The following is a 13,930-nucleotide window of genomic DNA, read 5'->3' as shown; positions in this document are numbered from 1 at the left end:
CGGCTGCCTCAAGCGTCTCAGCCGTTGCCTTCGAGCACGAGCAGCGAGCGCGCCGGGACCTTGCGCGTATCGCCGGGCATGACTTCGCCCTCGTTGTCGGAGGCGGTGTCGAGCACGACCTTCCAGCCGGAACCTTCCTTGCCGGGGACGACGAAGTCGACGTCGACATGCGACGCGTTCATCATGACCATCATGGTCGGCTCGTCGCCCCGCATCGGCGCGAGCCGCACCGTGAGGCATTTGACGAACGGGTCCTGCCACTCGCCGTCGGACATGCGCTCGCCGCCGGCGCTGTACCAGGCGACGTCGCGCTGGCCGAGCGAGGTCCGCGCCCCGGTGAGGAACTCGGCCCGAGAGAAGGCGCTCCTGCTGCGCCGGAGCGCGATCACCTTCGCCGTGAAGTCCATCAGCTCGGGATCGGTATTGCTCCAGTCGACCCAGCCGATCTCGTTGTCCTGCGCATAGGCGTTGTTGTTGCCGCCCTGCGAATTGCCGATCTCGTCGCCGGCGAGCAGCATCGGAACACCCTGGGAGAGCATCAGCGTCGCGATGAGGTTTCGCTTCTGCTGCTTGCGCAGCGCTAGGATGCCCTCGTCCTCGGTCGGGCCTTCGGCGCCGCAGTTCCAGGAGCGGTTGTCGCTGTGGCCGTCGCGATTGTCCTCGCCGTTCGCCTCGTTGTGCTTGTCGTTGTAGGAGACGAGGTCCTCCAGCGTGAAGCCGTCATGCGCGGTTATGAAGTTGACGCTCGACCAGGGCCGCCGGCGTCCTTCGTTGAAGAGATCACTCGACGCGGCGAAGCGTGCGGCGAAGCTCGGCAGCAGGCCCTCGGCGCCCATCCAGAACTCGCGCACGACGTCGCGATAGTCGCCGTTCCATTCGGAGAAACCGGCGGGGAAGTTGCCGAGCTGGTAGCCGCCCGGGCCAACATCCCAGGGCTCGGCGATCAGTTTCAGCTTGCCGAGCAGCGGGTCCTGCAGGATCGCGTTGAAGAAGGCGTGGCGCGGGTTGAAGCCGGTCGGCTCGCGGCCGAGCGTCAGCGCGAGGTCGAAGCGGAAGCCGTCGACGCCATAGACGCTGGCCCAGAGCCTGAGGCTGTCCATGACCATCTGCAGCACGCGCGGGTGATTGGTGTCGATGGCGTTTCCGGTGCCGGTCAGGTCGTCGTAGTAGCGCTTGTCGTCCGGCATCAGCCGGTAATAGGAGAAATTGTCGATGCCCTTGAACGAGAGCGTCGGCCCGAGATGGTTACCCTCGGCCGTGTGGTTGTAGACGACGTCGAGGATGACCTCGATGCCGGCCTCGTGCAGCCGGTCGACCGCTTCGGCGATCTCGGCGAGCCCGCCGCCGTCGATATAGCGCGCCTCGGGCGCGAAGAAGCCGATGGTGTTGTAGCCCCAGAAATTCCTGAGTCCACGCTCCTCGAGGTGACGATCCTGCACGAAGGCGTGGATCGGCATCAGCTCGATCGCCGACACACCGATGCGGTGCAGATGCTCGATAGCCTTCGGATGTCCGAGCGCGGCGAAGGTGCCGCGGATGTCGTCGGGCAGAACCGGATGGCGCATCGTCCAGCCGCGGACATGCGACTCGTAGATCACCGTCTGTGGCCAGGGGGTCATCGGACGCTTCGATTTCGTCAGGATGTCCGGCCCGATCACGCGCGCCTTCGGCATGAAGGGGGCGCTGTCGCGCTCATCCTTCCGAAGATCCGCGTCGTCGCCGTCGCCGACCGGATAGCCGTAGAGCGCGTCGTCCCAGGTGAGCGGGCCGACGAGTTCGCGTGCGTAGGGGTCGAGCAGCAGCTTGGTGTCGTTGAAGCGGTGGCCGTTGACGGGGTCGAAGGGACCGCTGACGCGATAGCCATAGAGCTGGCCGGCCTTCACGCCCCCGACATGGCCATGCCAGACGCCGTTGGTGCATTCCGGCAGCGCGATGCGCTCGGTCTCCTTGCTTCCGTCTTCCGAGAAGAGGCAGAGGGTGACGCCATCGGCATGATCTGAAAACAACGCAAAATTGGTGCCCTTGGCGTCCGGCGTGGCGCCGAGGGCATAGGGATTCCCCGAGGAAAGCTTGGTCATCTGGCGGCGGCTCTACGGTCCGAGTCGGTGCTGATCAGTTTCGGCAGGCGCGTCACTCCGGAAAAGCCGCGGTCCGGCGGCCGCTCCATCGGCAGGCCGGTGACGCGCGAGAAGAGTTCCTCATAGGACTGCGCCGGGCCGTCCCAGTCGAACGTCTTGGCCATGGCGCGGCGGCGCATGTCGGCCAGGAGCTCCGGCTGCGTATAGGCATCGAAGGCGCGGTTGGTGGCCTCGAGCAGGCCGCCGACCCAGAAGTCGTGGAAGAGGAAGCCGGTCTGGTTGTCCTCGATCGTATCGGCGAGACCGCCCGTGGCATGGGCGACCGGGAGCGCGCCATAGCGCTGTGCCTGCATCTGAGTGAGCCCGCAGGGCTCGAAGCGCGAAGGCATCAGGAAGAAGTCGCTCGCCGCCACGAGGCGGTGCGCCATGGTTTCGCTGAAGCCGGCAACGAGACCGATCGATCCGCGATGGCGGCGCGACATGTCGAGCAACATGCGCTCGACGCCCGGATCGCCCGTACCGAGAATGGCGATCTGGCCGCCACGCTCGACGATGGCTCCCGCCGCCTCCGCGATCAGGTCGAGCCCCTTCTGATGCACGAGCCGCGAGACGATGCCGAACAGCGGTCCGTCGGACGGCGCCATGCACAGCGACATGCGGATGAAGTCGGTGTTGACCGCCTTGCCCGAGAGATCGCCCGCATGGAAGCCGCTGAGGAGATGCGCATCGGAGGCGGGGTCCCATTCGGCGTCGAGGCCATTCACGATCCCGGAGAGCCGCCCCTCATGGGTGAGGCCGCGCGTCAGGCCATGCAGGCCGGATCCGAGGGGTTCCTCCGTGATTTCCGCAGCATAGGTGGCGCTCACGGTCGTCACATGAGTGGCGTAGACAAGACCCGCCTTCATGAAGGAGATGTAGCCGTGGAACTCGACCCCGTCGGTACGGAACGCCTCGTGCGGGATGCCGAGCGCGTCGAGGCGGTCGGCCCCGAAAAGGCCCTGATGGGCAAGGTTGTGAATCGTGAAGACCGACGGCGTCGTCACGCCCGACCACACCATGTAGGCCGGCGCCATGGCGGCCGGCCAGTCATGCGCATGGACAAGATCCGGCGTCCAGTCGACGCCGGAGAGCCCGCGCGCGATCTCGGCGGCTGCGAGCCCGAGCCGCGCGAAACGCAGGTCGTTGTCGCCCCAGTCATAGCCCTCGGCGGTGGTGTATGGCGTGCCGGAACGCTGGTAGAGCGAGGGCGCCAGGATGAGATAGACCGGGATGCCGTCCGGCGTCTGGGTCTCGCCGATGAGGCAGGGCTCGATCGACGCATGGCCGGGCAGCGACGCGACGACCTTGAGCTGCGAGATGCGGTCGAGAACGTTCTGGTAGGCCGGCATCAGGACGCGCACATCCGTTCCGCGACGCTTCAGCGCGCGCGGCAGCGCGGCCGAGACATCGGCGAGGCCGCCAGCTTTGGCGAAATCCGCAAACTCGCTGGTGACGAACAGGATCTTCATGGCTCCGGTCGACCCTTCTGCCCTCGGGACAATGATGGAAGGCAGCGATCCCGGACCGATCGGGCGGCGAGACCCGGACAGGCGGAGATGAACTGCCCGACTACAACGGTGAGGACGGCGCTTGGTTGCTACAGTCCCTGCCTCAATTCGCGCCATGCGACCTTATTGCCGGCTGGAGCGGCACTCGTGTTGCATGGCATAGTCGCAGCGCAGCATGACGCAGGACGGGCGGGCGATCGGCTCCGTCCCGGCCCATGCGGGGGATGGGAGACGACATGGTCGACGCCGTTATGAAGTCAGAACTTCCGGCCGCCGGAGCGGCCGCCGATTCAGCCGCAATCGCCGCCGCGCGCGAGGCGATCACCGCCAAGCTCACCTATGCGGTCGGCAAGAACGCGGTAACGGCGAGCGACCGCGACTGGTTCCTCGCGACGGCGCTCGCGGTGCGCGACCGGATGGTCGATCCCTGGATCGCATCGTCGAAGGCCACCTACGCGGCCGGCGCCAAGCGCGTCTACTACCTGTCGCTCGAGTTCCTCATCGGCCGCCTGCTCTTCGACACGATGAACAATCTCGGCATCACCGAGACCTTCCGCGCCGCGCTCGGCGATCTCGGCGTCGATATCGAGAAGCTGAAGTCGGTGGAGCCGGATGCCGCGCTCGGCAATGGCGGCCTTGGCCGTCTCGCCGCCTGCTTCCTCGATTCCATGGCCTCGCTGTCGATCCCGGCCTATGGCTACGGCATCCGCTACGATCACGGCCTCTTCCGTCAGGTCGTGAAGGGCGGCTGGCAGCAGGAATATCCCGAAAACTGGCTTTCCTTCGGCAATCCCTGGCAGTTCGAGCGTCCGGAGGTCGTCTACGACATCCAGTTCGGCGGCTCCGTCGAGGCGATCATGCAGCCCTCGGGCCTGCCGCGCTATGTCTGGCACCCGTCGGAGACGATCGAGGCCGTCGCCTATGACACGCCGATCACCGGCTGGCGTGGCCGCCACGTCAACACGCTGCGGCTGTGGTCGGCGCGTGCCGTCGATCCGCTGCGCCTCGACGCCTTCAATTCGGGCGATCACATCGGCGCGCTGGTCGAGCAGGTTCGCGCCGAGGCGATCTCGAAGATCCTCTATCCGAGCGACGAAACACCGGCCGGCCAGGAACTGCGCCTGCGCCAGGAATATTTCTTCGTCTCGGCCTCACTGCAGGACCTCGTCTACCGCCATATGCGGACCTATGGCGACATCCGCTCGCTCGCCGACAAGGTGGCGATCCAGCTCAACGACACCCATCCGGCGATCAGCGTCGCCGAGCTGATGCGCATCCTCGTCGACCTGCGCGACATTCCCTGGGACGAGGCGTGGGACATCACCACCCGCACCCTTGGCTACACCAACCACACACTGCTTCCCGAGGCGCTGGAGACATGGCCGGTGCCGCTGCTCGAGCGGCTTCTGCCGCGCCAGATGCAGATCATCTACCTCATCAACGCCATCCATCTCGAGAAGGCCAAGCATCTCGAGGGCGCCGACGACGGCTTCCTGTCGTCGGTATCGCTGATCGACGAGGCCGGCGGGCGCCGCGTGCGCATGGGCCATCTCGCCTTCATCGGATCGCATTCGATCAACGGCGTTTCGGCGCTGCATTCGGATCTCGTCAAGGAGACCATCTTCCGCGATCTCGACCGCGTCTATCCGGGGCGCATCAACAACAAGACCAACGGCATCACCTTCCGCCGCTGGCTGCAGGGCGCCAATCCGGGCCTCACCCGCCTGCTGGTCGATACATGCGGGCCGGATATCCTTGACGACGCGACGGGTCTTGCGAGGCTGGTGCCGCATGCCGGCGACGCCGCCCTGCATGATACGTTCGGCACGGTCCGCCGTGCCAACAAGGTGGCGCTCGCCCGCGTCATCCGCGACCGGCTCGACATCCGCGTCAACCCGAACGCGCTGTTCGACGTGCAGATCAAGCGCATCCACGAATACAAGCGCCAGCTGCTCAACATCGTCGAGACCATCGCGCTTTATCAGGCGATGCGCGCCCAGCCGCACAAGGAATGGGTGCCGCGCGTCAAGATCTTTGCCGGCAAGGCGGCCGCCAGCTATCACATGGCCAAGCTGATCATCAAGCTCGCAAACGACGTGGCGGCGGTGGTGAACAGCGACCCGACGGTGCGCGATCTGCTCAAGGTCGTGTTCCTGCCGAACTACAATGTGAGCCTCGCCGAGATCATCATTCCGGCCGCCGATCTCTCGGAGCAGATCTCCACCGCCGGCATGGAGGCGTCCGGCACCGGCAACATGAAGCTGGCGCTGAACGGCGCGCTCACCATCGGCACGCTCGACGGCGCCAATGTCGAGATCAAGGAGCATGTCGGCGACGAGAACATCTTCATTTTCGGCCTGACGACGCCTGAGGTCGCCGAGCGCCGCCGCCAGGGCATCGACGCCTCGGCCACCATCGCCGCCTCGACGCGGCTCGCCCAGGCCATCGAGGCGATCGAGAGCGGCGTGTTCTCTCCGGGTGACCCTGGGCGCTATGCGGCGCTGACCACGGCGCTCCGCCATCACGACTACTTCCTGGTGACGGCAGATTTCGATTCCTACTATGCAGCCCAGAGAGACGTTGACGCGTTGTGGTTGGACAGAGCAGCATGGTGGAAAGCGAGCCTCACGAACACGGCTCGGGTCGCCTGGTTTTCCTCGGACCGCACGATTGCGGAATATGCCAAGGATATCTGGAACGTACCCGTGAAGCCGGCCGGATGAGGCTCGCAGTGCGGGAGGCGTGATGGCTGGGTGGCGTGCCGATGAAGTCGATGTCGGAAATCTGATCGCGGCGCGCCACGGGGATCCGTTCTCCTTGCTTGGCCTTCACGAGACGCGTGCGGGGATGACGGTCCGGGCCTTCGTCCCCCACGCTGAGAGCGTCGCGATCGAGACCCTTGAGGGCGAGCCGGTTGCCACCCTCGAGCGGCGCACCGGCACGGACTTCTTCGAGGCGCTGATCCCGGGCCGCGCCCGCCGCTTCCTCTACCGGCTTCGCGCGTCCAATTCCGGCGGCAGCTGGTCGCTGATCGATCCCTACGCCTTCGGTCCGGTGCTGGGCCCCCTCGACGATCATCTCCTCGTCGAGGGCACGCATCGGCAGCTCTACGAGAAGCTCGGCGCCCATGTGATGACGCATGGCGGCGTCGCCGGCGTGCATTTCGCCGTCTGGGCGCCCGAGGCGCGGCGCGTCTCCGTGGTCGGCGATTTCAACGACTGGGACGGCCGCCGCCACCAGATGCGCAAGCGCGTCGACAGCGGCATCTGGGAGATCTTCGCCCCCGAAATCGGCGAGGGCACGATCTACAAATACGAAATCGTCGGTCCCGACGATGTCGTGCTGCCGCTGAAGGCCGATCCCGTCGGCTTCGGCAGCGAACTGCGCCCATCGACCGCTTCGGTGGTGGCGAAGACCGACGCCTACGCGTTCGACGACGCCGATTTCATCGCCGGCCGCGGCCAGGGGGATGCGCGGCGCAAGCCGATGTCGATCTACGAGGTCCATCTCGCCTCGTGGCAGAAGGCCGACGGCTGGCGCTTCATGAACTGGGACGAGATCGCCGACCGGCTCATCCCCTATGCCGTCGATCTCGGCTTCACCCATCTGGAACTGCTGCCGATCACCGAGCATCCGCTGGATGCGTCCTGGGGCTATCAACCGATCGGCCTCTTCTCGCCGACGGCGCGCCATGGCGATCCCGCGGGCTTTGCCCGCTTCGTGAACCGTGCGCACAAGGCCGGCCTCGGCATCATCCTCGACTGGGTGCCGGCGCATTTCCCGACCGACCAGCACGGCCTCGCCCATTTCGACGGCCGCCCGCTCTACGAATATGCCGATCCGCGCCGCGGCTTTCATCCGGACTGGAATACGGCGATCTACGATTTCGGTCGTCGTGAGGTGGCTAACTTCCTCGCCGCCAGCGCGCTCTACTGGCTCGATCGGTTCCATGTCGACGGCCTGCGCGTCGATGCCGTCGCCTCGATGCTCTATCTCGACTATTCCCGCAAGGCCGGCGAATGGCTGCCCAATCCCGACGGCAGCAACCAGAACCATCAGGCCGTCGACTTCCTGCAGACGACCAACCGGCTGGCCTATGGCGAGCATCCCGGCACCATGACGATCGCCGAGGAATCGACCTCCTGGCCGGGCGTCTCGCGCCCCGCGCATGAGGGCGGCCTCGGTTTCGGCTTCAAGTGGAACATGGGCTGGATGCACGACACGCTCGACTATATGTCGCTCGATCCCGTGTTCCGCCGCTTTCATCACGACAAGCTGACCTTCGGTCTGCTCTATGCCTTCTCCGAGAACTTCGTGCTGCCGCTCAGCCACGACGAGGTCGTGCATGGCAAGGGCTCGATGCTCGGCAAGATGTCGGGCGACGACTGGCAGCAATTCGCCAACCTCAGGTCCTTCTACGGCTTCATGTGGGGACATCCCGGCAAGAAGCTGATCTTCATGGGCCAGGAATTCGCGCAGCGCCGCGAATGGAACTTCGACGCCGAGCTCGACTGGCACCTGCTCGGCGCGCCGCTGCATGCGGGCATGCGCGATCTCGTGCGCGACCTGAACCGCGTCTATCGCGGCCACGGCGCCCTTCATGCGCGCGATTGCGAGGGCGAGGGCTTCCGCTGGGTCGTGACCGACGACAAGGACCAGTCCGTCATCGTCTTCCTGCGCTTCGGCGGCGAGGGCGATCCGCCGGTCGTGGTCGCCTGCAATTTCACGCCGGTGGTGCGATACGGCTACCGCATCGGCCTGCCGGCCGCCGGTCGCTGGAAGGAAATTCTCAACACCGACGCCGCCGCCTATGGCGGTTCGGGCATCGGCAATCTCGGCGGCGTGCATGCGGCCGCGCTTTCGTCGCACGGACTTCCGGCATCTGCCGACATCATCCTGCCGCCGCTGTCGACAATCTATTTTGAATATGACGGCGTCTGGCCGCCGGCCTGACGGAACAGGCGAACCAAGAAGCCATCGAGGGGGAGAAGCGAGACATGCAGAAGACGGCGAGTGCACCCTTGGCACGCCAGACCATGGCTTTCGTCCTGGCCGGCGGCCGCGGCAGCCGGCTCATGGAACTCACCGACCGGCGCGCCAAGCCGGCGGTCTATTTCGGCGGCAAGTCGCGCATCATCGATTTCGCGCTGTCCAACGCCATGAATTCCGGCATCCGGCGCATCGGCGTCGCGACGCAGTACAAGGCGCATTCTCTGATCCGCCATCTGGCGCGCGGATGGAACTTCTTCCGTCCCGAGCGCAACGAGATCTTCGATATCTTCCCCGCAAGCCAGCGCGTGTCTGAAGAGCTCTGGTATCTCGGCACCGCCGATGCTGTCTATCAGAACCTCGACATTCTGAAGGACTATGACAGCGAGTATTTCGTCGTGCTCGCCGGCGACCATATCTACAAGATGGACTACGAGGAGATGCTGAAGCAGCACGTCGAGTCGAATGCCGACGTGACGATCGGCTGCCTCGAAGTGCCGCGCGAGGAGGCCTCCGGTTTCGGCGTCATGCATGTCGACACCGAGGACCGGGTCATCTCCTTCATCGAGAAGCCCAAGGACCCGCCGGCCATGCCCGGCAAGCCGGACCGCGCGCTGGCCTCGATGGGCATCTATGTGTTCTCGACGCGCTTCCTGATGGACGAACTCCGCCGCGATGCCGAGGACCCGAATTCCAGCCACGACTTCGGCAAGGACATCATCCCGCACATCGTCAAGCACGGGAAGGCGGTCGCCCATCACTTCGAGAATTCCTGCGTCCGCTCGCGCTCGGAGTCCATCTCCTACTGGCGCGATGTCGGAACGGTCGACGCTTACTGGGAAGCCAACATCGACCTCACGAGCGTGGTCCCCGACCTCGATCTCTATGATCGCGACTGGCCGATCTGGACCTATAGCGAGGTGACGCCGCCGGCGAAGTTCGTCCACAACGAGGAGAACCGTCGTGGCTATGCGCTGTCCTCGCTCGTCTCGGGCGGGTGCATCGTCTCGGGCGCCTCGTTGAACCGCGCGCTGCTGTTCACGGGGGTGCGCTGCAACTCGTTCTCGCATGTCGAGTCGAGCGTCATCCTGCCTTACGTCGACATCGGCCGCTCGGCGCGACTGCGCAATGTCGTGGTGGATTCGCGCGTCCAGATCCCGGAAGGGCTCGTGGTCGGTGAGGATCCGGAGTTGGACGCCAAGCGCTTCCGCCGCACGGCGAACGGCATCTGCCTGATCACGCAGCCGATGATCGACGCGCTGAAGTGATGGCCAGGCTCGAAGTCCTCTCCGTCGCGTCGGAGGTCTATCCGCTCGTCAAGACCGGCGGTCTCGCCGACGTGGTCGGCGCCCTGCCGGCCGCGCTCGCGGCGGAAGACATCCATGTCACGACGCTGGTGCCGGGCTATCCGGCCGTCATGGCGGCGCTGGAAGGCGGGGAGATGGTCCACATCTTCCATGGCCTCTTCGGCGGCGATGCGCGGCTGCTGCGCGGTCGCGCGGGAGGGCTCGATGTCCTGGTGATCGAGGCGCCCTGGCTCTATGACAGGCCGGGGAATCCTTATGTCGGTGGCGACGGGCGCGACTGGCACGACAATGCGCTGCGCTTCGCGGCGCTCGCCCGAGTCGCGGCCGATCTCGGTGTCGGCTTCCTGCCAGAGCTGCGTCCCGACATCGTCCATGCCCATGACTGGCAGACAGGTCTCGCGCCAGCCTATATGCGCTATTCCGGCCGCCCGCATGCGGCGTCGGTGATGACCGTTCACAACATGGCCTTCCAGGGCCAGTATGGACGCGACCTGATGCAGGTGCTCGGCCTGCCGCCGCATGCCTTCTCGGTCGACGGCGTCGAATATTACGGCACCATCGGCTTCCTCAAGGCCGGGTTGCAGATCGCCGATCGCGTGACGACGGTGTCGCCGACCTATGCCGTCGAAATCCGCACGCCCGAAGGCGGAATGGGCCTCGACGGGCTGCTGCGCGCCCGCGCCGGCGCCGTCTCGGGCATTCTCAACGGCATCGATACCACCGTATGGGACCCGGCGACGGACAGGAACATCGCCGAGCCGTTCAGCGCCGACAACCTCGCGGCCCGCGCTGCGAACAAGGCCGCGCTGCAGGCGCGGCTCGGCCTCGAGCCCGATCCGGATCGGCTCATCTTCGGCGTCATCAGCCGCCTCACATGGCAGAAGGGCCTCGACCTTCTTCTGGAGCGCCTCGGCACGCTGCTCGGCACCGGCGCCCAGCTGGCGATCCTCGGCTCCGGCGAGGCGGGCATCGCCGGCGGCCTGGAGCATGCCGCGCGCGTTCATGCCGGACAGGTCGGCATGTTCAACGGCTATGACGAGAAGCTCGCGCATCTGATCCAGGCCGGCAGCGACGTCATCCTGGTGCCCTCGCGCTTCGAGCCCTGCGGGCTCACCCAGCTCTGTGCGCTGCGCTATGGCGCGATCCCGCTGGTCGCCCGCGTCGGCGGGCTGGCGGATACCATCATCGACGCCAACGAGGTGGCGCGTGCCGCCGGCATCGGTACCGGCATCCAGTTCGGCCCGGTCTCCGGGGATCACCTGGAGGCGGCGATCCTGCGTGCAGCCGAGCTCTGGCACGACCGAGATTACTGGCGGCAGATGCAGCGGAACGCGATGACCACCGACGTCTCCTGGCGCCGCCCGGCCGCCGCCTATGCGCGGCTGTTCCGCGCCCTCGCCGCCGCCGCCTGAAGCCGATGCAGAAGCGCATCGTCAGCGAGGGCTCGCCCTTTCCGCTGGGCGTTACGCCGGAGAAGTCCGGCGTCAATGTCGCCGTCCATTCGGCCGCCGACCACGTCGAGCTCTGCCTGTTTTCGGACGACGGCGCTCAGGAACTCGAGCGCATCGCGCTGCCCTCGCGCAGCGGCGATGTTCATTTCGGCCACATCGCCGGGATCGGGCAAGGGGCGCGGTATGGATTGCGCGCCCATGGTCCGTTCCGGCCGGAGGAGGGGCTGCGCTTCAACCCCGCCAAGCTGCTCGTCGATCCCTACGCCAGGTCCATCGACCGTCCCTTCCGCGAGGATCCGCTCATCTATGACGCGCGCCGCCTCGGCGCTGCGACGGACGAGAGCGACAGCGCCGCGGTCGTGCCCAAGGGCATCGTCCGCCGACCTCTCGCGCCCGCGCACCGACTCACCCCCGCGCCGGTGCTGGCCGAACAGGTCATCTACGAGCTGCATGTTCGCGGCTTCTCGAAGCTCAACGCCGACGTCCCCGAGGCGCTGCGCGGCACCTTCGCCGGCCTCGGCCATCCCGCCTCGATCCGCTACCTGACTGGACTCGGCGTCACCATGGTCGAGCTGCTGCCCGTCGCAGCCTGGCTCGACGAGCGCCATCTGCCGCCGCTCGGGCTCTCGAATTACTGGGGTTACAATCCGGTTGCCTGGTTCGTGCCCGATCCCCGGCTGGCGCCCGGCGGCATGGAGGAGGTGCGCGCCGCCGTCGCCGCGCTGCACGAGGCCGGCATCGCCGTCATTCTCGACGTCGTCTACAACCATTCCGGCGAGAGCGATCATCTGGGGCCCACGCTCTCGATGCGCGGCCTCGACAATGCCGGCTATTACCGCCTGCTCCCCGGGGACAAGCGCCTCTATGTCAACGATGCCGGCTGCGGCAACGTGCTGGCGCTGGAGCGGCCGCAGGGCGTCCGCCTCGCCATGGATGCGATGCGCCACTGGGTGACCGAGGCGGGCGTTGACGGCTTCCGCTTCGATCTCGCCACGACGCTGGCGCGCCGCGACAGCGGCTTCGATCCGGCGGCGCCGATCCTCTCCGCCATCGTCCAGGACCCGCTGCTCTCCAGCCTCGTCCTCATCGCCGAGCCCTGGGATATCGGCTATGGCGGCTATCAGGTCGGCGCCTTTCCGCCCGGCTGGGGCGAGTGGAACGACCGCTACCGCGACACGCTCCGCCGTTTCATGAAAGGCGAGGGCGGTCTCGCCGGGGAACTCGCGACCCGCATCGCCGGCTCAGCCGACACCTTCGCGTGGCGCCACCGCCAATTGGCCGAGAGCGTCAATTTCGTCACCGCCCATGACGGCTTCACGCTCGCCGATCTCGTCTCCTATGAGCACAAGCGCAACCACGCCAATGGCGAGGACAATCGCGACGGCAACGACAGCAACCATTCCTGGAACAACGGCGTCGAGGGCGAGACCTCCGATCCCGCCATCCTGCGCCGCCGCGCCGCTGACATGCGCGCATTGCTCGCCGCGCTCGTCTTCTCCCATGGCACGCCGATGCTGGCGATGGGCGACGAAATCGCCCGCAGCCAGGGCGGCAACAACAACGCCTATGCGCAGGACAATCCCATCGCCTGGATGAACTGGGAGAAGGCCGACACGGAGCTTCTCGCCTTTACCAGCGCCGTCATCGCGCTGCGCGCTGCCCGTTCGACGCTGCGCGATCCCCGGCCGCTGACGGGTGCACCACGCGACGGCGTCGCCCTTCCCGATGTCGCCTGGTTCGGTGCCGACGGCCGCCCGCTGGAGGGCGCCGCCTGGAACGACGGCGCCACGCGTGTGCTCACCGCGGTCTTCACCGGCCTGGCCAAGAACGGCCGCATGGAGCGGACCGCGCTCATCCTGTCCGGCGGCGAAGGTGACCGCATGGTCTCGCTGCCGAGGAGCGCCGGAGGCGGATGGCGTCTTCTCGTGGACAGCATCGCGGGTCTGACGCCGGCCAACGACCCGAGCGATCCGCTCCTCGTCGACGGCCCGTTGCTCGTCAAGGGCCGCGCGACGCTGCTCCTCGCCGATACGGTCGGCTAGACCGCCGTCGCGCGCTCGCCCTCAATGGGGAAGACGCGGTCATAGGCGAGATTGAAGAAAAATGTGTAGCCCATGTAGAAAAGTGTAAAGGCGATGTCCATCGTCAACGCCTCGAACAGGCTGATGCCGAGATACCAAGCGATGCCCGGCAGCAGCATCAGCATGAGCCCGCCCTCGAACAGGACCGCATGCAGGACACGCACCGGGATGCCCCGGCTCGTGCTTCCGGTCAGGCGGACAAGCGCGTGGTCGAAGCCGAGATTGTATACGTAGTTCCAGGCCGTCGCGACGAGGCTGGTCGCGATCCCGACCACGCCGATATCGAAAAGCGGCAGGTGGAACAGCGCCGCGGCAAGCGGCGTCGCGATGATAAGGCCGATGATCTCGAAGCTGATCGTGTGGCGGATCCGGTCGCGCGTCGTGCGCATCATGTCACCCATCGGATGCCGGGTCGTCCCGGTCGCGGTTGATCCCCGATGGGGGAGAGGCCGTCCTCGTCTGGCCGGCTATATAATC

At 66.4% G+C, this 13,930-nt stretch carries 8 protein-coding genes; 5 read left to right on the top strand and 3 right to left on the bottom strand.

Annotated features, from left to right (window positions below; translation table 11 throughout):
* Positions 1-17: 17 nt before the first annotated feature.
* On the bottom strand, positions 18-2,078 hold the full coding sequence (gene glgX, locus QO015_RS07945; protein ID WP_266280221.1) for a glycogen debranching protein GlgX: 2,061 nt from the start codon (positions 2,076-2,078) through the stop codon (positions 18-20).
* Positions 2,075-3,586 (bottom strand): glycogen synthase GlgA, encoded by a 1,512-nt coding sequence (gene glgA, locus QO015_RS07940; protein WP_266280223.1) that lies wholly within the window; start codon positions 3,584-3,586, stop codon positions 2,075-2,077. Before glgA (QO015_RS07940) ends, glgX (QO015_RS07945) begins: the two co-directional genes overlap by 4 nt.
* Before the next feature lie 275 nt (positions 3,587-3,861).
* Between glgA (QO015_RS07940) and QO015_RS07935 the strand changes: the two genes are divergently transcribed.
* The 5 genes from QO015_RS07935 to glgX (QO015_RS07915) are packed head-to-tail and all read left to right on the top strand — an operon-like array spanning position 3,862 to position 13,414.
* Complete coding sequence (locus tag QO015_RS07935; protein WP_370877407.1) at positions 3,862-6,348, top strand: glycogen/starch/alpha-glucan phosphorylase; 2,487 nt, start codon at positions 3,862-3,864, stop codon at positions 6,346-6,348.
* Between the two features lie 22 nt (positions 6,349-6,370).
* The gene (gene glgB / locus QO015_RS07930) at positions 6,371-8,578 is read left to right on the top strand and encodes a 1,4-alpha-glucan branching protein GlgB (RefSeq protein WP_266280225.1); all 2,208 of its coding nucleotides are present in this window, start codon (positions 6,371-6,373) and stop codon (positions 8,576-8,578) included.
* Between the two features lie 44 nt (positions 8,579-8,622).
* The gene (glgC, locus tag QO015_RS07925; RefSeq protein ID WP_266280226.1) at positions 8,623-9,882 is read left to right on the top strand and encodes a glucose-1-phosphate adenylyltransferase; all 1,260 of its coding nucleotides are present in this window, start codon (positions 8,623-8,625) and stop codon (positions 9,880-9,882) included.
* Positions 9,882-11,333, top strand: coding sequence for a glycogen synthase GlgA (gene glgA / locus QO015_RS07920; protein WP_266280228.1), 1,452 nt, complete (start codon positions 9,882-9,884; stop codon positions 11,331-11,333). Before glgC ends, glgA (QO015_RS07920) begins: the two co-directional genes overlap by 1 nt.
* Before the next feature lie 5 nt (positions 11,334-11,338).
* Positions 11,339-13,414, top strand: coding sequence for a glycogen debranching protein GlgX (glgX, locus tag QO015_RS07915; protein ID WP_266280229.1), 2,076 nt, complete (start codon positions 11,339-11,341; stop codon positions 13,412-13,414).
* On the opposite strand, the gene QO015_RS07910 is transcribed toward glgX (QO015_RS07915), so the two are convergent.
* Entirely contained in the window at positions 13,411-13,842 is a 432-nt protein-coding gene (locus QO015_RS07910; protein ID WP_266282408.1) for a PACE efflux transporter, read from the bottom strand. The two genes, glgX (QO015_RS07915) and QO015_RS07910, sit on opposite strands and share 4 nt — an antisense overlap.
* Positions 13,843-13,930 lie beyond the last annotated feature (88 nt).

The sequence above is a fragment of the Kaistia geumhonensis genome, from assembly GCF_030815145.1.
GTDB classification, from domain to species: domain Bacteria; phylum Pseudomonadota; class Alphaproteobacteria; order Rhizobiales; family Kaistiaceae; genus Kaistia; species Kaistia geumhonensis.
This window is presented reverse-complemented; position numbering and strand designations above follow the sequence as displayed.

Excerpts from the sequence above, each read along its gene's own strand:
- glgB (WP_266280225.1), top strand. The coding sequence starts at position 6,371 with ATGGCTGGGTGGCGTGCCGATGAAGTCGATGTCGGAAATCTGATCGCG.
- QO015_RS07910 (WP_266282408.1), bottom strand. The coding sequence starts at position 13,842 with ATGCGCACGACGCGCGACCGGATCCGCCACACGATCAGCTTCGAGATC.
- glgX (WP_266280229.1), top strand. The coding sequence starts at position 11,339 with ATGCAGAAGCGCATCGTCAGCGAGGGCTCGCCCTTTCCGCTGGGCGTT.
- glgC (WP_266280226.1), top strand. The coding sequence starts at position 8,623 with ATGCAGAAGACGGCGAGTGCACCCTTGGCACGCCAGACCATGGCTTTC.
- QO015_RS07935 (WP_370877407.1), top strand. The coding sequence starts at position 3,862 with ATGGTCGACGCCGTTATGAAGTCAGAACTTCCGGCCGCCGGAGCGGCC.
- glgA (WP_266280223.1), bottom strand. The coding sequence starts at position 3,586 with ATGAAGATCCTGTTCGTCACCAGCGAGTTTGCGGATTTCGCCAAAGCT.
- glgA (WP_266280228.1), top strand. The coding sequence starts at position 9,882 with ATGGCCAGGCTCGAAGTCCTCTCCGTCGCGTCGGAGGTCTATCCGCTC.
- glgX (WP_266280221.1), bottom strand. The coding sequence starts at position 2,078 with ATGACCAAGCTTTCCTCGGGGAATCCCTATGCCCTCGGCGCCACGCCG.